Annotated in this window: 17 protein-coding genes; 5 read left to right on the top strand and 12 right to left on the bottom strand. The window is 70.6% G+C overall.

Features of this window, described 5'->3' with window-relative positions; all coding sequences use genetic code 11:
* Positions 1–342 precede the first annotated feature (342 nt).
* From D7X99_RS22515 to D7X99_RS22495, 5 genes are all read right to left on the bottom strand, one after another.
* The gene (locus D7X99_RS22515) at positions 343–1,812 is read right to left on the bottom strand and encodes a sigma-54 dependent transcriptional regulator (RefSeq protein WP_121779569.1); all 1,470 of its coding nucleotides are present in this window, start codon (positions 1,810–1,812) and stop codon (positions 343–345) included.
* Positions 1,809–4,319 carry an ATP-binding protein gene (locus D7X99_RS22510; RefSeq protein WP_121779568.1) on the bottom strand — a complete coding sequence of 837 codons (2,511 nt, stop codon included), beginning with the start codon at positions 4,317–4,319 and terminating at the stop codon, positions 1,809–1,811. The genes D7X99_RS22515 and D7X99_RS22510 overlap by 4 nt, the downstream gene beginning before the upstream one ends.
* Positions 4,316–6,244 (bottom strand): selenocysteine-specific translation elongation factor, encoded by a 1,929-nt coding sequence (selB, locus tag D7X99_RS22505; RefSeq protein ID WP_121779567.1) that lies wholly within the window; start codon positions 6,242–6,244, stop codon positions 4,316–4,318. Before selB ends, D7X99_RS22510 begins: the two co-directional genes overlap by 4 nt.
* 27 nt (positions 6,245–6,271) lie before the next feature.
* Positions 6,272–6,967 carry a phosphoribosyltransferase gene (locus tag D7X99_RS22500; RefSeq protein ID WP_121779566.1) on the bottom strand — a complete coding sequence of 232 codons (696 nt, stop codon included), beginning with the start codon at positions 6,965–6,967 and terminating at the stop codon, positions 6,272–6,274.
* A gap of 154 nt (positions 6,968–7,121) precedes the next feature.
* Positions 7,122–8,015 carry an Hsp33 family molecular chaperone HslO gene (locus D7X99_RS22495; protein WP_121779565.1) on the bottom strand — a complete coding sequence of 298 codons (894 nt, stop codon included), beginning with the start codon at positions 8,013–8,015 and terminating at the stop codon, positions 7,122–7,124.
* A gap of 272 nt (positions 8,016–8,287) precedes the next feature.
* Here D7X99_RS22495 and D7X99_RS22490 point away from each other — a divergent pair, with 272 nt between their 5' ends.
* Positions 8,288–8,971, top strand: a complete 684-nt coding sequence (locus D7X99_RS22490) for a succinate dehydrogenase (protein WP_120579132.1) — start codon at positions 8,288–8,290, stop codon at positions 8,969–8,971.
* A gap of 114 nt (positions 8,972–9,085) precedes the next feature.
* Here D7X99_RS22490 and D7X99_RS22485 read toward each other — a convergent pair whose 3' ends face one another.
* Positions 9,086–9,604, bottom strand: a complete 519-nt coding sequence (locus tag D7X99_RS22485) for a single-stranded DNA-binding protein (RefSeq protein WP_121779564.1) — start codon at positions 9,602–9,604, stop codon at positions 9,086–9,088.
* A 262-nt stretch (positions 9,605–9,866) separates the two neighbouring features.
* Positions 9,867–12,131 (bottom strand): D-alanyl-D-alanine carboxypeptidase/D-alanyl-D-alanine-endopeptidase, encoded by a 2,265-nt coding sequence (dacB, locus tag D7X99_RS22480; protein ID WP_121779563.1) that lies wholly within the window; start codon positions 12,129–12,131, stop codon positions 9,867–9,869.
* 107 nt (positions 12,132–12,238) lie between these two features.
* Between dacB and D7X99_RS22475 the strand changes: the two genes are divergently transcribed.
* The 4 genes from D7X99_RS22475 to dtd are packed head-to-tail and all read left to right on the top strand — an operon-like array spanning position 12,239 to position 16,112.
* Positions 12,239–13,855, top strand: a complete 1,617-nt coding sequence (locus D7X99_RS22475; protein ID WP_121779562.1) for an ABC transporter substrate-binding protein — start codon at positions 12,239–12,241, stop codon at positions 13,853–13,855.
* Entirely contained in the window at positions 13,852–14,766 is a 915-nt protein-coding gene (locus D7X99_RS22470) for an ABC transporter permease (protein ID WP_199756361.1), read from the top strand. Before D7X99_RS22475 ends, D7X99_RS22470 begins: the two co-directional genes overlap by 4 nt.
* The gene (locus D7X99_RS22465) at positions 14,763–15,596 is read left to right on the top strand and encodes an ABC transporter permease (protein ID WP_121779561.1); all 834 of its coding nucleotides are present in this window, start codon (positions 14,763–14,765) and stop codon (positions 15,594–15,596) included. Before D7X99_RS22470 ends, D7X99_RS22465 begins: the two co-directional genes overlap by 4 nt.
* Positions 15,597–15,650: 54 nt before the next feature.
* On the top strand, positions 15,651–16,112 hold the full coding sequence (gene dtd / locus D7X99_RS22460) for a D-aminoacyl-tRNA deacylase (RefSeq protein WP_121779560.1): 462 nt from the start codon (positions 15,651–15,653) through the stop codon (positions 16,110–16,112).
* Between the two features lie 4 nt (positions 16,113–16,116).
* Here dtd and D7X99_RS22455 read toward each other — a convergent pair whose 3' ends face one another.
* The 5 genes from D7X99_RS22455 to D7X99_RS22435 form a co-directional block, all read right to left on the bottom strand.
* Positions 16,117–17,214 carry an alpha/beta fold hydrolase gene (locus D7X99_RS22455; protein WP_233613620.1) on the bottom strand — a complete coding sequence of 366 codons (1,098 nt, stop codon included), beginning with the start codon at positions 17,212–17,214 and terminating at the stop codon, positions 16,117–16,119.
* 91 nt (positions 17,215–17,305) lie between these two features.
* Complete coding sequence (locus tag D7X99_RS22450; protein ID WP_121779558.1) at positions 17,306–18,151, bottom strand: hypothetical protein; 846 nt, start codon at positions 18,149–18,151, stop codon at positions 17,306–17,308.
* Positions 18,152–18,174: 23 nt separating this feature from the next.
* Positions 18,175–18,636 (bottom strand): PTS sugar transporter subunit IIA, encoded by a 462-nt coding sequence (locus D7X99_RS22445; RefSeq protein WP_120576835.1) that lies wholly within the window; start codon positions 18,634–18,636, stop codon positions 18,175–18,177.
* Between the two features lie 201 nt (positions 18,637–18,837).
* Complete coding sequence (raiA, locus tag D7X99_RS22440) at positions 18,838–19,485, bottom strand: ribosome-associated translation inhibitor RaiA (RefSeq protein ID WP_120576834.1); 648 nt, start codon at positions 19,483–19,485, stop codon at positions 18,838–18,840.
* A gap of 261 nt (positions 19,486–19,746) precedes the next feature.
* On the bottom strand, positions 19,747–20,535 hold the full coding sequence (locus D7X99_RS22435; protein WP_147476217.1) for a hypothetical protein: 789 nt from the start codon (positions 20,533–20,535) through the stop codon (positions 19,747–19,749).
* Positions 20,536–20,550 lie beyond the last annotated feature (15 nt).

The following is a 20,550-nucleotide window of genomic DNA, read 5'->3' as shown; positions in this document are numbered from 1 at the left end:
GAAGGCGGCCCGGCACCCGTGAGGGTGTCGGGCCGCGGGTCTTCTCAAGGTAACGCACCGGAAGTGCTGAAAGGGTGGGGGGGAACCACTTTCAACCTCGCTTCGATGCGTCCCGAGCCTAACCCTTAGCAGGTGCCATGCCAGAGCCCGTTTGGGACGAAACTCTAGAGTTCTCAAGCACTTGGACGACCGGGCAACAGTTTCGCCCCATTGCAGCCCTGAAATCGCGTTTCAGGGATGAAAACAATCAACGAATTCAGGAGGTTGGTTTTTTCATCCCTGAACGCAGGTGATTTCGGATCTGCACTCGTACTGGGAGGCAGGTGCGAGTTCGCTGGCAGGCTATTCGCGGGCACCGGCGGGAGGCCGCAGGTTGAGCCGCTTCATCTTCCGCCACAGCGTGGTGGAGGAGACGCCCAGCTCGTCCGCCACGCGGGCCAGGTCCACGCCGTGGCGCTCCAGGGCCAGGACGATGGCCCGGCGCTCCGCGTCCTCCACCACCTCCGCCAGCGTGGGCCCCGTGGCCTCCGTGCTGGTGGGCCGCACGACGTCGGTGGGGGGCAGGCCCATGGCCTCGGGCAAAGGCGCTTCAGTCGGAGGCGCGGCGGCGGAGAGCACACGGCCCTGGGGGCGCAGCGGGAAGTCCTCGGGGAGCAGTTCGTCCGCTTCGGCGAGCGCGGCGGCCTGCTCCACCAGGTTCTCCAGCTCGCGCACGTTGCCGGGGAAGTCGTACGTCATCAGGTGCTCCACGGCGGTGGCGGACAGGCGCCGGGGCCGGGGGCTGCGGTTGTTGGCCCGGTCCAGGAAGTGCTGCGCCAGCGCGGGCACGTCCTCCAGGCGCTCGCGCAGCGGGGGCACGCGCAGGAGCACCACGTTGAGGCGGTAGTAGAGGTCCTGACGGAAGCGCTTCTCCTTCACCTCCAGCTCGATGTCGCGGTTGGTGGCCGCCGCGATTCGCACGTTCACGCGCAGCGCGGTGGACTCCCCCACGCGGCGCACCTCGCCGTCCTGGAGCGTGCGCAAGAGCTTGGACTGGAAGGTGGGGCTCGTCTCCGTCACCTCGTCGATGAAGAGCGTGCCGTTGTCCGCCTCCTCGAAGAGGCCGCGGCGCGTCTTCACCGCGCCCGTGAAGGCGCCTTTGGCGTGACCGAAGAGCTCGCTCTCCAGCAGCGTCTCGCTGATGGCCGCGCAGTTGACGGGCACGAAGGGCTGCTTGCTGCGGCGGCTGTGCACGTGGAGCGCGCGGGCCACCAGCTCCTTGCCCGTGCCGCTCTCGCCCTGGATGAGGACGGTGGCGTCGCTCTGGGCGACGCGCATCAGGCGCGTGGTGAGCTCGCGCATGGCCTGGCTGCGGCCCACCAGCGCGGACAGGCCGTGGCGTTCGTTGAACTCCGTGGCCAGGTTGTCCACCGCCGCCTGGAGCCGGGCGCGCTCCAGGGCGCGCTCCACGCGGTAGCGCAGCTCGCCTTCCTTGAAGGGCTTGGTGACGTAGTCGTAGGCCCCCAGGCGCATGGCCTCCACCGCGCTGTCGATGGAGCCGAAGGCCGTCATCATGATGACCTGGAGGCGGGGCGAGGCCTCCAGCGCACGCTTGAGCAGCGTGAGCCCGTCCATGGGCTCCATCTTCAGGTCCGTGAGGAGCAGGTCCACGCGCGCCTTCGCGAGCCGGAGGAGCGCCTCCTCGCCAGTGGCGGCTTCGGCGACCTCGTAGCCCTCCTGTTTCAGGAGCAGCGCGGTGGTGGCGCGCATGTTTTTCTGGTCGTCCACCACGAGGATGTAGCCTCGGGGAACCGGAGTGGTCGCGTCGGTCATGAGAAGGACTGGGGCTGCGTGAGCGGCAGCCAGAAGGTGAAGGTGGTTCCGCGTCCGGGGGCGCTCTCCACGGCGATTTCGCCGCGGTGCTCCTCCAGGATGCGCTTCACCACCGCCAGCCCCAGGCCGGTGCCCTGGGCCTTGGTGGTGAAGAAGGGTTCGAAGACGCGGTGGAGCAGCTCCGCCGGGATGCCCGGCCCCTGGTCCATCACGTCGATGCGCAGCTGCTCGCGGCCTCCGTGCGTGTCCCGGCGCCCACGCACCCGCACGTCGCCGCCCTGGGGCATGGACTGGATGGCGTTGACGGCCACGTTGAACAGGGCCTGGCGGATCTGCCGCCGGTCCATGGGCACCGCGGAGAGGCCGGGATCCACCTCCACGGAGATGTACACCGGACGCTCCGTGGGAGCCTGCGCCCGCGCCGCCTCGAAGGCGTCCTGGAGCACGCGCAGCAGGTCCTCCGGCTGGAGCACCGGGTTGCGCGGGCGGGTGAAGTCCAGCAGGTCCGCCACCATGCGGTTGAGGCGGTCGCTCTCCTCCGCGACGATGTCCAACAGCATGGCCGTGTCCCCCCCGGGATTCATGATGCGCCGGAGCGTGGCCACCGCGTTGAAGATGACGCCCAGGGGATTGCGGACCTCGTGGGCGACGATGGCGGACAGCTCCCCCAGCGCGGCGAAGCGCTCGCGCTTCACCATCTCCGCGCGGGTGGCGGCCAGCTCCGCGTAGCTGGCCCACAGCGATTCGTAGAGGCGCGCGTTGGCGATGGACAGCGCCAGCTGGCCGCACGTCGCCTCCGCCAGTTCAATCAGCTCCGGGCCGAAGGGACGCGGGCCGCGCACGTCGTCCACCAGCACCACGCCGATGAGTTCCTCGCGCGAGGTCAGCGGCAGGCCCAGCAGCGCCTTCTCCCCCAGCCGGTCGATGAGCACCGCGCTCACGGAGGTGCTCGCGGACGTCAGGTCCTCCACCGCGATGGGCTTGCGCTCCCGCGCCACGCGCGCGGCCAGGTCGTCGCTGTCGAGCGGCACCACCACCGTGCGGAACAGGTCCCGGTGGGTCGCCGACGCCGCCGCGCCGCGCAGCACCTTGGCCTGTTCGTCGTAGAGCAGGATGAAGCAGTTGGACACATCCAGCAGGTGCACCAGGAAGTCGGACGCGACGTCCAGGATGCTCGCCGTCTCCAGCACGCCGGACGTGGTGCGCGCCAGGTCCAGCAGGAGGCGCGTCTCCGTGAGCTGGCGCGCGGACTCGGCGCGGAGGCGGCGCTGCTCCAGGAGCGTCACCAGCAGCTCCGCGAGCGTGGACAACAGCCGTGCGTCTCGCTCGTCGAAGGGCCGCTCCTTCGCGCGCAGCGCCTGCACCACGCCCACGCTCTCACCGCCGCGGGTGAGCCGCGCCGCCGTCCCGCTGCCCAGGCGGCCCTGGGACAGCGTCTCCAGCGCGCGCCCCTGCGACTCGGAGGACAACACGCCCCCGTCCTCCCGCAGCGACGCGGCCAGCAGCACGCCGGTGGCACGCACGGCATCCGCGTCACTCCCCTCCTCCAGCCCCACGTGGGCGGAGAGACAGGGGGCCTGCCCCGGTTCGGCGACGACGTGCAGCGCCACCGCGCGGGCCTGGAGCAGCTCCGCCACGCGCGCGAGGAACGTCTCCGGCGGCGGGGGCACGGGCTGCGCCACGAAGCGCGCCATCTCCGCCACCGACTCCACCTCCCAGCGGCTGCGCGCGCCGTCCGCCTGGAGGTGGGCATCCGCGAGCGCCGCGCCCACCACCTTCGCGAACAGCGTCAGCACCGAGCCGTGCCGGGGCGCCACCCACGGGCCCGCCACCCAGAGCACCTCCGACTGCGGCCCGCCCACCGGCAGGTACGCGTGCGTGGGCTGCGCATGGTCCGCGCCGCCGAACACCGGCCGCCCGTCCGACAGCGCCTCCAGCGCCAGGTGCGAATCCGCTGGCAGGGACACGCCGTCGCGCACCACCCACCGCGTGCCGTCCCAGCGCAACAGCCGCGCCCGGAAGCCCGCGGCCTCCAGGCCCGCCAGCGCCACGCGCCGCACGCCCTCCTCCGAGCGCGCGGACACCAGCCCCGCGGACGTGTCCACCAGCCGCTCCGCCACCACCAGCTCCCGGGGGCGGTCCGCCATCACCATGCAGCTGAGCAGCAGGCCGAAGGCCCCACCCTCCAGCCGCAGGGTGCTGGCCTGCACGAAGACCTCATCCGCCGTGCCGTGGACGCTGGCCACCCGGTAGAGCTGCGGACGTCCGTCCAGAGGCGCGCCCGTGGCCAGCCGCTGGAAGCGGTCTCCCATCCGGCTGCGCTCCTCCGGCTGCACGAAGTCCAGGAAGGAGCGGCCCTCCACCTGCTCCATGGGCAGCCCCAACAGCCGCGCGTACGCGGCATTGGCCACCGAGATACGCCCCTCGCCCTCCAGCACCAGCATGGGCTGGGTGAAGGGCGCCACGAGGGCGCGCAGGTCCTGCTCACTGTAGGCCTTGGCACTCATCCGCGACGCAGCACCCGTTTGTCCCCCACCCTCAGCGTCACCTTCTCCCGGTCGAAGTACTCCGACAGGGGGATGGTGAACTTGCGGCTCTGGCCCACCAGTTCCTTGAAGCCCTGCGTGGAAATCTCCTTCTGGTCCTTCAGGTACGTCACCAGTCGTCCTCGCAGGTCCTCCAGCGCGCTCGCGTCGAAGCACAGCTCCTCGCTCACCCGCACGCCCGTGCCCGACGACACCAGCACCTTCAACAGCTCCTGCAGCTTCGCGGGCGGAAGCCCCAGCTTCCGCGACAGCTCCGTGACGGTGGGCGGCGCGAGCCCCGCCGCGGACAGCTCCGCGGACAGGCGCGTGCGCGCGGCCTCGTCGCCCAGCGTGAGCGTACGGCCCCGGCCCTTGAGGCGCACCAGGTCCTTCTCCGCCTCCACGCCGCCGGAGTCCACCAGCGCCTGCACCACGCGTTGGAACAAGCGCGCGTCCAGCTGGGCGGAGAGCCGCTGACGGAGCTCCTCTCGGGACAGGCCTTCACGCATGGGCTCGCGTTCGTGGAACGCGGCGAGCAGCGCGAGCGAGCGCTGGCGCAGGCCCTCGAACACGTCCTGCGCCACGTAGAGCCGCCGGTCGCGGTCCACCAGCAGCACCTGGCCCTTCGCGCCCAGCAGCTCCAGCGTGCGCGTGAGCACCTTGGGCGAAAGCCCCGAGCGGCCAAACAGCTCCATCTGCGTGAGCCCCGCGTAGCCCGCCTGCCTGAGGAGCCACCCCACCTGCCCGGCCGCGTCCGCCTCCAGGAGCGGCCGCACCACCGAGGACGCCCCCTTCCTCCGGCGCGGCGGCGTGATGGAGAGCACGCGCCCTCCGGCCACCGTGGCGCCCCGTCCCGGCAGCGCGCGCGAGCCGCGCAGGATGAAGCGCTGGCCCACGAGCGCGCCCACCGGCGACTCCAGCCGCAGCTGCGCGAGCCCCGTCTCCCCCGGCGCGAGCGACTCCAGGTCCAGCAGCGCCACCGTGGCCTCCACCTGCGCGGTGCCCAGGTGCAGCAGCAGCTTGCGGCGCTTGGGCAGCGGGACCTCCGCGGCGGGCAGCAGCGTCAGCTCCACGTCCAGCATGGACGTCTCCGGCAGCTCGCCCGCGCGCGTGAGCACCATGCCCCGGTGCACGTCCTCCGTCTGCACGTCCGCCACGTTCACCGCCGCGCGCTGCCCCGCCTCCGCGCGCGCCACCGATTGGCCGTGCACCTGCACGCCACGGACGCGAAAGGGGCCTGGACGCGCACCGGCCACCGAGGGGAGCAGCGCCACCGCGTCGTCTACCGCCAGCGCGCCGGACAACAGCGTGCCCGTCACCACCGTGCCGAAGCCCTTGATGGTGAAGGCCCGGTCCACCGGGAGGAAGACGGGGCCCTCCGAGGGACGCCGTGGCAGTGAAGCGCCCGCGCTCGCGAGCGCCGCCTTCAGCTCCGGCAGGCCCTGCCCCGTGCGAGAGGACACCGGCACCACGGGCGCGGTCTCCAGGAAGGTGCCGACGGTGAGCGCGGCGAGGTCCGCCTCCACCAGCGCGCGCCAGTCATCGCCCAGGCCCTCCAACAGGTCCGCCTTGGTGAGCGCGACGACGCCCGCCTTCACGCCGAGCAGGCGGCAGATGTCCAGGTGCTCGCGCGTCTGGGGCATGACGCCTTCGTCCGCCGCGACCACCAGCACGGCCAGGTCCACGCCGCCCGCGCCCGCGGCCATGGCCTTCACGAAGCGCTCGTGGCCGGGCACGTCCACCACGCCCGCCACCTGTCCATCCGGCAGCGGCAGGTGGGCGAAGCCCAGCTCCAGGGTGATGCCCCGCCGCTTCTCCTCCGGGAGCCGGTCGGTGTCGGTGCCCGTCAGCGCCTTCACGAGGGACGTCTTACCGTGGTCGATGTGCCCCGCCGTCCCGATGATCATCGCCGCGTCAACGCCCTTCGGCTGGACTCAGGCCCCGGCCTTGTCCGGGTCGTCGTCCAGGTGCGCGTCGCCCATCACCGGCTGGTAGTCCCACGGGAAGACGAAGAGCGAGTCCGTGGACAGCCCCACGTGGTCCGGCGTGAAGCCCTCCGGCCGCGCGATGAGACACGCGGTGCGGATCTCCTTGGCGCCCATCTTCTTCGCGAGCGCCGTGGCCAGCCCCAGGGTGTCCCCGCTGGACGCGATGTCGTCCACGATGAGCACGCGGCGGCCCTTGAGCTCCGGAGGCATCTCCTCGCTCACCTGCGGCTGGCCGCGCTCCTGGGTGCGCTCGGCCTTGTCGCGGCTGCGGCGGCTGATGCGCACGGGGAAGAACTCGCAGCCGAGCGCGCCCGCGAGCGCCCCGCCCACGAACACGCCGCCGTGGGCCACGCCCACCACCGCCTGGGGCTCCCACTCTTGACGGATGGTGCGCGCCAGCTGCTGCACCTTCCGGTCGAACTCCGCCCACGACAGCTCCACCACGCCGGTGGACTTGTGCCGGGACTGGTCGCGGCCGGTGGGTTGGCGAGGGGCCTCCACCTGGGGCGCCAGCACCATGTCATTGGGAATGGAGACGAGCTTCTCCGCCCCGTCCTTCTGGGCGGCGGAGGGCACGGCAGACTTCGAGGAAGGGTTGCGCTGGTCCTGGGACTTCGGCGGCGCTGCCCGCTTGATGGCCACGGCGAAAGCTCCGGGTGAGGTGCGGCCCTGTCATATCCCGAGCATCGCGACCCCGCCACAACCGCCGCGCCTGCTTCCACGGACGGTGTGAAGCGCTGAATCATCCCCCCAGCACGAGGCAGATGTCTGTCTTCAGAACAACGGGCCCCCCGGGTCAGGCGCTGCCCTCGGTGAGCATCTGCTGGATCTCCCCGCCGGGGATGACATAGCGCGTCGTGCAGAACTGGCAGGTGGCCTCCGCCTGGCCTTCCTTCTCCAGCAGGTCCTTCAGCTCCTCGCGACCCATGGCGAGCAGCGCGAGCTTCACGCGGTCACGGCTGCACGAACAGGTGAAGCGCAGCGGGTAGCGCGACATGACCTCCAGGTCCGCCTCCGGCACGAGCGAGCGCAGGAGCGTCTCCGCCCCATCCTGCGCGTGCGCCTGCACGGCCGTCTGGAACTGCGCCTTGAGCCGGGTGCCCAGCGCCTTGAAGGCGTCCCGGTCCCCGTCGGGCAGGGGCTGCACGAGCAGGCCCACCACCGTGGCGAGCGGATCCTCCTGGCCGTCCACCAGGCCGGGCAGCTGCGCCATCAGCAGGTGCGAGGGCACCTGATCCGACTGGTGGAAGTAGCGCTCCAGGTCCGCCACCAGGTCGAAGTGCTCCAGCTCCACGGACGAGCGGTAGTACTCGCCGCCGCCCTGGTCGCGCAGCACGGACAGGAAGCCCTGGTTCCCCAGCACCGGGCGCCAGTGATAGCGCCCCTCCGAGCCGGAGTACTCCACCAGGGTGTTCTTCACGTAGCCGCGCACGACGCCGTTCGCGTCGCCGTCCACGAAGAGGCCGCGCAGGGGGCCGTCGCACTCCAGTTGCACGTTGATCCGGGAGTCCGTGCCCTTGCGGAGGGACCCCATGAGGGCGGCGGCGGTGAGGCCCTGGGACAGGAGCGCGGCGGAGGCCGGCATGCTCTGGTGCGTGGCGCGGGCCTGGCGGGACAGGTCACCGGTGGTGGCCAGCACCAGGCGCAGGTCCGTCGCCTTCAACAATCCACTGACAAGCTCATCAGGCATAGGGCTGGTTAGCGTGCCCCACCCGTTCGCGCCCGCCAACGGAAGAGGGACGCAAGAGGGCCGCCTGCCCGGCGGCCAGCAGTCAGAGCGGGGGGCTGGCATCGCCAGGGCTTATGAGTCGGTGTTCCCCGGCTGGCACGGGCGGATGCGGAAGAAATCCAGCCGGCGTGACGGAACGGCTATAAACCGCCAGAAGGCCGTATCACCCAGGCCCTGACTTGGGCTCGCGGGGGTCTTCACCCCACCCATCCGCGCGCCCCGCTGGAGACTCGATGAGCACCCAAGCCACCGCCGAAGCCCTCACCGACCGGAACCCCCTCTTGAAGTCGCGGCTGGGGTCGTTCCTCGCCGTGGTGCCCCTGAGCTTCTGGGTCATCAACCATCTGTGGGACAACCTGTCCGCCTTCTACGGCGCGACGGCCTGGGAAAAGTCGGTGACGGAGTACGCGAACCCGTTCGCCCAGGCGTTCACGTTCATCATCGTCATGCTGCCCCTGCTCATCCACACGGCGTGGGGCCTGGTGCGCATCTTCACCATGAAGCCCAACAACCTCGCGTACAGCAACTACGGCAACCTCAAGTACATCGTGCAGCGAGTTGCGGGCCTGGGCGTGCTCGCGTTCCTGGGCGCCCACATCTGGCTGGCCTTCCTGCACCCGCGCCTGGTGGAGGGCCACGCGGAGCCCTTCATGGATATCGCGCGGGAGATGCACTACCACGGCCCCACGCTGATGGTTTACCTGCTGGGCACGCTGGGCACCGCGTACCACCTGGCCAACGGCCTGCAGACCTTCGCCATGGGCTGGGGCATCTTCGCGAGCGACCGCTCCATGCGCCGCTTCGAGCCCTTCTCCATCCTCATCTTCCTCATCCTGCTGGCCATGTCCTGGGGCGCCATCTACGCGCTCTACACGGCGGGCGCGGCGTACGGCCCTGCCGGCCTGGACGTCGGCTGAAGCAGTCCTGAAGAAGCGCCGGGGCATTGAAGCCCCGGTGCCCGAAAACACGACCGGCCGCCCCTGACATCCAGGAGCGGCCGGTTCGCTTTTCAGGGGAATGGCCCCAGGGCGTTAGAACGGGATGTCGTCGTCCGTGCCGCCGTGGTTGCCGCCGCCCATGCCGCCACTGTCGTCCATGGGAGGGGGAGGCTGGCCGAAGTCGTCACGCCCCTGCCCGTAGCCGCCGTTGCCCTGCGGCTGCTGCCGGCGCCCACCGCCACTGCCGCCGCTGCCGCCGCTGTAGCCCTCACCGGCGTCACGTCCGCCGAGGAAGGTGACGGAGGTGGCGACGACCTCGGTGGTGTAGTTCTTCTTGTTTTCCTTATCCATCCACTCGCGCGTCTGCAGACGGCCTTCGACGAAGCACTGCCGTCCCTTCTTGAGGTACTCGCCGCACAGCTCCGCGAGCTTTCCCCAGACGACGATGCGGTGCCACTCGGTGCGCTCCTGCTTCTGGCCGTTCTTGTCGTTCCAGCTCTCGCTCGTCGCGATGCGGAAGTTCGCCACGGCCTGACCGCCCGGGGTGAAGCGCACTTCGGGGTCCGCCCCGAGGTTGCCGATGAGAATGACCTTGTTCACGCCTCCAGCCATGTTTCCTCCCGATACCTGACCCCTCTAGGGCCAGGAACAAACCTGCGAGGCCACACGCCCCGACAGGTCCTTCAGCCCATAGCATCCACCACTGACATTCCCCGGGCCACTAAACGGCCAGGGGCGCCGGGGACGCACGTCCGCCTGCTCCCCTGGCGGGAGGCCTCAAGGATTCCGCGAGGTTGGGAGGTGCCGGGAGCCGGCTGGGGGGACAGCCCGCCCGGACGGAGACGTCCGGGCGGAGGGGGGCCGAGGCGAGGGACTACCCGCCCGGGCGGAGGACTCCAGAGGCAGGGACCACGTTGGGCGTGGCGGAAGCGGGGGCGACCACCTGGACGGGCTGGGCGCGCTGGGAGGTCCGGGCCTCGGCCGTCTTGGTGGTGAGGGTGGAGTCCAGCCCCTTGGCGAAGGCGACGAGCTGGGCATCCGTCCCGCCAGAGCCCAGCTTGCGCAGGGACTTCCAGAACGGGTGGGTGGTGTCCCCGGTCTTCACCAGCCCCTGGGCCAGGAGCGGCACGGTCGCGTCGCGCTCCACGGAGCTGGCGGTGCGCAGGGCAACGACCAGCTCCTCGGGGGCCGTGCGGGCCACCTCGCCCAGGCCGTCCGCGAGTTCGTCCTGCGCCTCGACGTCACGGGCGGTGCCGGCCGCGCGGCACAGCTCCAGCACGCGGGCCAGGGCCTCCGTGTTTCCGCCAGAGGCCAGCTCCACCATGCTGCTCACGCCGGGCACGCCCACGGACAGGGCGTGGGCCACCTGGCGCAGGCGGCCGTAGACGTCGTCCGTGGCGGAGTAGCTGTCCAGCAGCGTGCGGGTGCCCAGGTAGTCGTGCGGGTTGGACTGGTAGAGGCTCTCCGCCAGCACGGCGCGCACGGCGGGGTCGCGCTCGCTGCGCCACGCGGTGCGCAGGAAGCCGATGTTGCGTTGATCGCGCTGCTTGCCCAGCTCCAGGTAGGTCTTCACGCGGTTGGCGATGTCCGGCAGGCCGCCCTGCGGCTTCTGGCCTTCGTTGAGGGAGGCCAGCGCGTTGTCCGGCCCCAGCGTGGAGCCGGTGGCGGCCACGGCGGCGCCCAGCGCGTCCATGCCCGCGACGACGGGACCGGCGCGGCCCGCGTAGTCGTTGACCATGATGGAGAAGGAGAACTTCTCACCGCCCGCGGACTGCACGTAGCCGCTGAGCGCGGAGACGCCCTCCAGGGTGCCCGTCTTGGCGCGCAGCCGGCCCACGGCGTCCGTGCCGTCGAAGCGGTACTTGAGCGTGCCGTCCTTGCCGGCGATGCCCAGCGAGGACAGGTACTCCGGGGCCAGCGGGAAGCGCTCGTACATGTGGCGCAGAAGCCGATCCACCTGCGCGGTGGAGAAGCGGTTGGCGTCGTTGAGACCGCTGCCGTTCTTCATCACGTAGGTGCCGCGCGGGATGCCCACGTCGCGGTCCAGGAACTCCTCCACCACGTCGATGCCCTTGGCGAACGAGCCCGGCTGTCCACGCAGCTCCGCGCCCATCGTCTTGAGGAGCGTCTCCGCGACGAAGTTGCTGGAGAGCTTGTTGAGGCGCTTGAGGACGATGTCGAACGTGTCCGACTGGGCCACGTGCACGACCTTCGCGCGGGACGGCGTCAGGCCCAGCTTCACCTTGCCCTTCACCTTCACGCCGCGCGACACGAGCAACTGCTTGAGCGACCCGCCGAAGTACAGGGGCGGGCTGTCGATCTTCTTCCAGACGCTGACGGCGCCGCGCTCGTCGGGGACCTGGCCCTTGACGACGATCTTCTGCCTGTCGCCGTACGCGTCGGACTTCACGGACACGCGCCGCGCGCGGCCGGGGCCGCTGGTGACGGTGTTCTCCACGACGAAGAAGTCGCTGGGCGGCTCCATGTCCACCACGGCCTTGCCGCCGGGAGCGGCGCGCACGTAGACGGCGACCGCGTTCCAGTTGAGGCTCACCGCGCCAGTGGGCGCCATGTACGCGCGGTCGGAGTCCTCCTGGTCGTAGCCCGGAGGAGTGCGCTCGGCGTCGAACCAGGAATCGTCCACGACGATGTCCTGCACCTCCTTGAGGCCCGCGTGGAGCAGCTCGGAGGTCATGCCGTAGAGGCGCTCGGTGGTGACGGTGGGGTCGCCCTTGCCGCGCACGTAGAGCGTCTTGACCTTGCCGTCGGCGGGCATCTCCGCCTCGACGAGGAACTCCGTCTCGTAGCGGAACTCCGGCCCCAGGGCGACGAGCGCCGCGGAGGACGTGACGAGCTTCACGTTGGAGGCGGGGTTGAGCAGTTCGTCCGCGTTGTGGCTGAACACCACGGTGCCGTCGTCCAGGCTCTGCATGTGGACGCCGACGCGGCTGCTCTTGAGCGCGGTGCGCTGCATGACCTGCACGAGCGCGTTCTTCAGCGCCTCGCGTTCAGCCTTTTTGTCGGCGGACGGCGACGCGGCCAAGGTGGCGGAAGGGAGCCACAAGGCAATGACGGTCGCTGCCCAGAAGGGTCTGGTTCGAAAAACCTGCACGCACGCTCCAGGGAAGTCGCGATCCATTATGAAGAAGGGACGAAAGGGGCGGCAAGGGTGGGGGGCGGATCCACGGTCGCTGTTACCCTGCACGCCTGCCTGCTTCCTGGAAACAAGAAGAAGGCTGTCGCAGCATGGACGTCCCGCCTGACATCCACCTCGTGACAGACGCCATGCCCCCCCTGCCCTCCCGCGCCGCCCGGGTGTTCTTCATCGCGCTGACGCTGGTGCTTGACTCCGGCTGCCGCGAACCGGCGCCCCCGGCGGGCATCACGGTGCTGTTGGAGGCCCCACCGGACAGCCTGGACGATCGCTTCGCCCTCACGGCCCATGGACAGCGGCTGGCGCAGCTCGTCAGCCCGGGGCTCCTCACCTTCGATGACGCGAGCCGGCCCGTGCCCCAGCTGGCGGAGTCCTTCCGGGAGGTCTCGCCCACGGTGGTGGAGTTCGTCCTCCGCCCGGGGCTGACCTTCCACGACGGGAGCGCCCTCACCGCCGAGGACGTGAAGGCCACCTTCGACGCCCTGCGAGACCCGAAGCTGGGCAGCCCCAAGCGCGAGCGGTACGAGCCGGTGGAGCGGGTGGAGGTGGTGGACGCCCGCACGGTGCGCTTCCACTTGAAGCGGCCCTATGCGCCGCTGCTCGCGGAGCTGTCCGCTGCCATCCTGCCCGCGGAGCGCGTGGGACCCGGAGGCATCGAGGCGCAGGGAACGCACCCGGTGGGCGCGGGCCCGTTCCGGTTCGAGTCGTGGCCAGACGAGGAGCACCTGACGCTGGTCCCCTTCGAGGGCTGGCATGGAGGGAAGCCCGCGGTGTCGAGGCTGACGTTCCGGGTGGTGCGGGACGAGACGACGCGGGTGCTGGAGCTGCTCAAGGGCCGCGCGGACCTGGTGGTGAACGGCGTTTCCCCGGCGGTGCTGCCCGCGCTGCGCAAGTCGCCCCACCTGCGAGTGGTAACGAAGCCGGGCACGGGCTTCACGTACCTGGGCATCAACCTGCGCGAGGGGCCGCTCGCGGACGTGCGCGTGCGCCAGGCGCTGTGTCACCTCATCGACGTGCGCCCGTTGGTGGAGCACAAGCTGCACGGGCTGGCGGAGCCCGCGTCCAGCATGCTGCCCCGTGAGCACTGGGCCTTCACGGAGACACCGGGCTGCGGCTACGCACCGGAGGAGGCGGCCCGGCTGCTGGACGCGGCGGGGTACCCGGATCCGGACGGGCCCGGAGGACAGCCGCGCCTGTCCTTCACCTTCAAGACGAGCACGGACCGCTTCCGGCGCGCGGTGGCGCTGGTGCTCAAGGAGCAGCTGGCGAAGGGCGGTATCGCGGTGGAGGTGCGGGCGCTGGAGTTCGGGACGTTCTTCGAGGACGTGCGCCGGGGGCGCTTCGAGCTGTTCACGTTGAAGTGGGCCGCCGTGATGGAGCCGGACCTGCTCCGGGGCGCGTTCCATTCCGCGAACATCCCCGGCCCGGAGAACCACTGGGGCGGGTTCAATCGCGGAGCACTGAAGGACCCGAAGCTGGACCGAGTGCTGGACGCGGCGACGCAGGCGTCTCGGGAGGAACGGAAGACGTTGTACGCGGAGGCGCAGCGGGAGCTGGACGCGGACATGCCCGTCATCCCGCTGTGGCATGAGGCCAGTGTCGCGGTGGTGTCCTCGCGGCTCGCGGACTTCGAGCCCAGCGCGCATGGCCTGCTGCTGCCGCTGGCGAAGGCGCGGGAAGTGACGCCCGAGCGTGGGGGCACGCCGTGACCCGGAGGCTCGTGTCCGCGCTCATCGCGATGGTGGGGGCGCTGCTGCTCGTGTCGCTGTTCCTGCACCTCGTGCCTGGGGACCCGGTGGACGTGATGCTGGGGGAGCAGGCGACGCAGGTGGACCGCGCGGCGTTGCGGCAGGCCGTGGGGTTGGATCTGCCGTGGTACGCGCAGCTCTGGACGTTCACTCGAGACCTGGCCACCGGGGAGCTGCGCACGTCGCTGCCTCCGTTCCAGCGCAAGGTGCTTCCTGCCCTGGGCGCGGCGCTGCCGTACACGCTGCTGCTCACGGTGTCGGCCATGGCCGTGTCCCTGGCGCTGGCGCTGCCCCTGGGCGTGATGGCGGCTGCGCGGCGAGGGACACCCGTGGACGCGGCGGCGATGGGCGTGTCCGTGGCGGGTGTCGCCCTGCCCCGCTTCTGGCTGGGGCCGGTGCTCATCATCCTCTTCGCGCTGAAGCTGGACTGGCTGCCCGTGTCGGGCGCGGAGTCGTGGCGGCACCTGGTGCTGCCCGCGTTCACGCTGGGCACCGCGCTGGCCGCGTTCCTCGCGCGGATGACTCGCGCGACGATGCTCGAAGCGCTGCGCGAGGACTACGTCACGGTGGCCCGGGCCAAGGGCCTGTCGCCTCGCGTGGTGCTGTGGAAGCACGCGTTCCGCAACGCGCTGCTGCCACTGGTGACCGTGCTGGGCCTGGAGTTCGGCGCGCTGCTGGGCGGCGCCATCGTGACGGAGAAGGTGTTCGCGTGGCCGGGCATGGGCACGCTGCTGCTCACCGCCATCGAGAAGCGCGACTACAACACCGTGCGCGCCACGGTGCTCCTCTTCACGTTCTGCTACGTCGCGGTCAACACGCTCACCGACCTCGCGTATTCGTGGGTCGACCCGCGCGTGCGGAGGCGCTCATGAGCGCGGCCCACCGCTTCCGGCTGCACTCGTGGGGCGCCCGGTTCGGGCTCGCCGTGGCGTGCGTCTGGGTGTTCACGGCGTTGTTCGCGCCGTGGCTCAGCCCCCACGCGCCGGACGCCATCGACCTCACTCGCGAGCTGTTGCCCCCGACGCCCGGTCACCTGCTGGGCACGGGGGAGAACGGCATCGACGTGCTCACCCACGTGCTGTACGGCGCGCGCGTATCGCTGGAGGTGTCCTTCTTCGCCGTGGTGCTGTCCGCGGCGGTGGGCATCACGCTGGGCGGCATCGCAGGCTACGCGGGCGGGCTCGTGGACGAAGCGCTGATGCGGCTGGTGGACGTGCTGCTCGCGTTCCCCGGCATCCTGCTGGCGCTGTTCATCACCGCGGTGCTGGGCCCCAGCCTTGCCAACGTGGTGTTCGCCCTGTCGTTCACTGGATGGACGGGCTACGCGCGGCTGACGCGCGGGCAGGTGCTCACCCTGCGCGAACGAGACTACGTGCAGGCTGCTCGGGCGCTGGGCAGTGGGCCGGGCCGCATCCTCGTGCGGCACATCCTGCCCAATGCGGCGGGGCCACTGCTCGTGCTGGCGACGTTCGCACTGCCGGGCGCCATCGTCGCGGAGGCATCCCTGAGTTTCCTGGGGCTGGGCGTCCCGCCGGGCACGCCGTCATGGGGCGCGCTGGTGGACCAGGGGACGCAGTACCTGCTGGTGGCGCCGCACGTGGCCCTCTTCCCCGGCATCGCGCTGGCGGTCACCGTGCTGGGCTTCAACCTGCTGGGCGATGCGCTGCGCGACGCGATGGATCCACGTCACGAAGGACGCTGACTTGAAGGCCTCCTGCGTCCCTGGCAGGAAGCAGGGACGCAAGGGAGTCAATCCATGAAGGCCGTGGTGCAGCGGGTCCTGGAAGCATCGGTGACGGTGGACGGACAGCGTGTGAGCGAGATGGGCCCGGGCCTGCTCGTGCTGCTGGGCGTGGGCAAGGGCGACACCGACGCGGACATGGCGTGGATGGTGGAGAAGCTGGCCATGCTGCGCATCTTCGAGGACGCCGATGGCAAGATGAACCTGTCGCTGGAGGACACCTCCAAGCACCTCATCGTCGTCAGCCAATTCACCCTCTACGGCGACGCCCGCAAGGGCCGCCGGCCCAGCTTCATCGACGCGATGGAGCCCGTCGCCGCCAAGGCCCTCTACGAGCGCACCTGCGAAGCGCTGCGCCAGCGCGGCCTCACCGTGGGCACCGGCATCTTCGCCGCGGACATGAAGGTCTCGCTCGTCAACGACGGGCCCGTCACCATCCTCCTGGAGAGCCCACCGAAGGCCGCGGCTCCGGCCTGAAGCATCAGTGCACGTCCAGCGTGCGGCGGAAGAACGCCACGCCTTCCGCGTTGGTGCGCGCATGCGAGGCCGGGCGCGTCCCCGCCACCGGGTCGCGGCACAGCATGGCGATGACGTCGAAGCCCTTCGGATAGCACTCGGGCAGGAAGGTGAAGTGCCCTGCGTCGTCCAGGACCACCGTCGTCGTGGTCGCGGGCGGCAGCAGCCCTGCCAGGTGCATGCCGTGCCCTTCGTGCGGCATCAGCTCGTCACCCTTCGCGAGCACCAGCTCCACCGGCTTCTGGACGTCCGCGGTGTCACGCGCCTCGAAGGAGGCCGCCATGCCCGGCGCCATCGCGAACGCGGCCTTCACTCGCGGGTCCAGGTACGACGCTCGCGAGCGCTTCATGTCGATGCGGCTGTAGTCCACGTCGCGCAGGCCCTCGCAGCCAATCTCCTCCCGGGTGCCCGGCGTCTTGCAGCGCTTTTCAATCCACTCCAGGTTCAGGTTCAGCCCCACCAGCGCCAACGCCGTGTAGCCACCCATCGAGTGCCCCGACGCGCCGATGCGCTCCGGATCCACTCGCGAGCCCCACTTCGGATCCTTCAGCAGGTGGTCCAGGATGACCGTGAAGTCCTGCGGACGCTCATAGGCGCGCGCGAAGCCTTCCGGGCTCGTGTCGCCGAAGGTGTTGCCCGGGTGGTTCAACGCCACCACGACGAAGCCATGCGCAGCCAGGTTCGAACCGAACCAGGACAGGTCCATCAACGAGCCCCCGCTCCCGTGCGACAGCAGCACCACCGGCCAGCGCTCCCGCGCGTCCGAGAGCGGTGCGTCCTTCGCTCCGTAGAAGGGCTTGAACAGGTCCGACGGCGCACGGTTGTCCATCGGCGTGCCGGGCGCCACCGGGTACCAGACCAGCGGCTTCAGCGTGCGGCGGCGGACCGCGTCCTCGTACGTCAGCGACTGCGTCACGCCCACCGCGTAGGCCGCGTCCGCCCCGTAGAGCGACGCATGGTCCGTGCGCGGAGCCTCCGTCGCCTTCTTCGAGGAAGAACAGCCGCCCATCAGCACCGCGGCGGCGAGGAGCATGGAACCCACGGGCGACAGGAAGCGGCGCATGCCCCGGAGCATGACCGGGAACAGCAGGACAAGGAAACCCGGAAATCGCCGTCCGCTTCAGCCGAGCCGCACCAGGGACCTGGCCATCAGCTCACAGCCGCACGGTGGTCCCGCGCGTCACCAGCGCGGCCAGACCCTGCTTCGTCTGCGCGGCGCCGCGCAGGTGCAGCGTGAGCGCGCCCAGTTCGCGGATCCACGTGGCCGCGTTCGGGCCCAGGCCGGAGAACAACACGGACAGGGGCGGCGGCTGGGGCAGGCGGCCCGTCCAGTAGCCCAGCACCTCGTCGCGCTCCGGCAGTACCGGCAGCTTCAGGCGCTCCTGCTCCCGCGTCAGCAGCCGCTCCAGCTTGCGCGGCAGGTTCACCTGCCAGTGCAACACCGTCTTCGCCGGCCGCCAGGCCCAGTCCGCGAAGGCGAACCGCTCGCGGACCGCGTACTCCCCGCGGCCCTGCGTGATGAAGACGCGGTCCGGCGGGAACTCCGGGAAGGGGTCCCACTGCCCGGCCAGGAGCGACGCCAGCCCCTGCTCGCCCGGGGGACGCCGGCGGAAGTTGTCCCGCACCACGCGCGCCGCCTTCGTGTCCCAGTAGGGATAGGCCGCGTCCTCCACCATCAGCGCCAGGTTCAGCGCCTCGTCCCACTCGTCCGCGTAGCCGCCGGGGGACCCGCCCACCTCCCAGCCGCCGGGCGCCTCGCGCCAGGGCTGGAACACCAGCCGGTCCACCAGGTCCATCCACCCGTCCGAGTCCACCGACCCCACGCCCCCAGGCAGCGCCGACGAGGCCAGCCGCTGACAGAGCGTGAACGCCTGCGCGTCACCCAGGTGGTTGGAGAGGGCCTCCAGCGCGCCGGAGGCATCCCCCATGGCGCGCGTGAAGAAGGGCAGCACCTGCTCGTGGAAGAAACGGTCGTTGATGGGACGCAGGACGACGTCCATGCGGGGCGTCTCCTGTCAGGCCCTCAGGGCCGCGCGTCTTCCTGGACGATGAGGGCGTGGATGTCCGCGGCCGAGGGCGCTTCCAGGATGGCCGCCCGGAAGCGCGGGTTCTTGAACAGCCGCGAGATGCGCGCCAGCGCCTTCAGGTGCACCCCCGCGCTGTTCTCCGGCGCCACCAGCGCGAAGAACAGGTGCGTGGGCTTGCCGTCGATGGACTCGAAGTCCACCCCCGCGCGCGACACGCAGAAGGCCGCCTGGAGACTGTCCATGCCCGCCAGCTTGCCGTGGGGGATGGCCACGCCTTCGCCAATGCCCGTGCTGCCCAACTTCTCGCGTTCCTGGAGCACCGCCACCAGCCGGTCCTCGCGCAGATTCGGATGCGCCCGGGCCAACGTGGCACTCAGCTCGCGCAGCACCTCCGGTTTCGTCCGGGCTTGCATGTCCGCGACGACCGCCTGGGGGCTGAGGAAATCGGCGATTCTCAATGGCGCTCCCGCACTGGCGCTCCGGGCCGGCAATGATTCCTCGGCCGGCAATTACTCCTCACACTGGATTCGCGCAAGGGTCGCCTGGGCGGTGGCAGGCGCTTCGCTCACTGCGCGTCAGCCCGGGCCGTTCCCCCCCACCCCGGACCCGGGCCCGGGGATGTCCCGGACCCGGTTCCCCGGCACGGATACGACTGCCTGTCAGGTGCCGGTGGCGGCCACCGGCGCGTCAGGCAGGTGCGGCTCGATGAGCCCGAACCCGCCCTCCTTGCGCCGGTAGACGATGGACAGCGCCTGGGACTGCTGGTTCTGGAACACGTAGAAGTCGTTGTTCATCAGGTTCATCTGCATCACGGCGTCGTCCACGGACAACGACTGGATGGCCAGATGCGTGGTGCGCACCAGGCGGGCGACACCCGACTCGGCCACCGGCGCCTGCGCGGCGGGCGCGGCCTGGGCGGCGGGCGTGGAAGCCTCCGCGGTCGCCTCCGGCTCGTGGACCTCGAAGACGTCGTGGCGGACCCTCACCAGGTCCTGGCGGTGATGGACCTTTTCCTTGCCGTGGTGCGACTTGAGCTTGTCGCGGTAGCGGCGCAGCTGCCGTTCGATCTTGTCCATCGCCAGGTCGATGGACGCGTACATGTCATCGCTCTTCTCACGCCCTCGGAGGACCCAGGCGCCGGAGTGGATGGTGATGTCCGCGTGATGCAGGTGCCGCTCCAACGACAGCACCACGTGGGCTTCACCAGCCCGGTCCAGCAGTCGGTTCACCCGATCGACCTTTTCACGGGCGTACTCCTTCAGGGAATCCGACGCTCCGAACTGACGGAAGGTGATGTTGAGCTGCATGCGTGGCCGCCTCCTAGGGAGAGAGGTAAGCTCCGTGACAGATCAGAAACGGAGCCCACGCCGAAAGCAACCCGGCCCCCCAGGTTGGAAATCCCGTTCACGGATCGCGCTCGCGAAAGCGACCGCAATAGGACACGTCTGGTGTCCGCTGCATGGCACGGTGAGGGGATTCCGACCCGGGCCTCATTTTCCGGTCGGCATTCCCCCACACCGCGTGCGTGGCGCTCACGCCGGTAACATGCCTGCGGATCGCTCCTGAACTCAGGGCACCACGGAGAGCACGAAGTCCTGCGCGTGGTAGATGGCGCCCGAGCACGACGACACGCCCGAGCACTCGCCCACGACGCCCTCCAGGTCCGCGCCCAGCGTCAGGATGTGGTTCGCCTGCGGGGTGCCCGCGGCGATGGCGACGGTGGACGTGTTGCCGTTCTGCGTGACGGAGAGCACGCCGGGCGCGCGGCCCCCTTCGCGCAGGAGCAGCGCCTCCACCGGACCGGGCACCTCCGTGGAGGGCTCCCAGAGGAAGTCATAGGACTGCCCCACGCGCAGCTTGTCCGGAGTGCCTTCGCCCTGGAACGTGAACTTGCGCTTGGCCTTGGCGTTCTTCACCACCAGGCGCACGGTGCTGGAGGCGTCCTGCAACTGCACGACGATGTCCTCCACCGGCTCGCGGCCCCAGGCGGCCGGATCGAAGTTGAAGTAGACGCGGCTGTTCTCACACGCCTCCGAGCGCCCGCCCACGTCCGACGCGCCACCCGGCACCAGCGTCATGGGCTGGCCGTTGAAGGTGGCCGTCACGTCGTCGGCGAAGCGCGAGCACGGGCCGTCCGGCGACACCGTGTAGCTGGCGGTGAAGCGGTGCGCGCCCTGCGCGTCCGGCGTCTCCGCGTCATCCACGTCCGCCAGCGCGAAGATGAGCGAGCGGTCCGACAGCTCCGCCAGCGTCATCACCTTCGTCTCGCCGCCGCTACAGCCGGTGAGCGCCACGAGCGCCCCCAGGACGGTGAAGCAGGACACGGTTCGACGCGGGCTCGATGCAGGGAAGGTCATGGCGGCCGGCACCCT

This window comes from Corallococcus sp. AB032C, assembly GCF_003668935.1.
Taxonomy (GTDB): Bacteria; Myxococcota; Myxococcia; order Myxococcales; family Myxococcaceae; genus Corallococcus; species Corallococcus exiguus.
The sequence above is the reverse complement of the archived record's forward strand: the minus strand, read 5'-3'. Positions and strand labels throughout refer to the sequence as shown.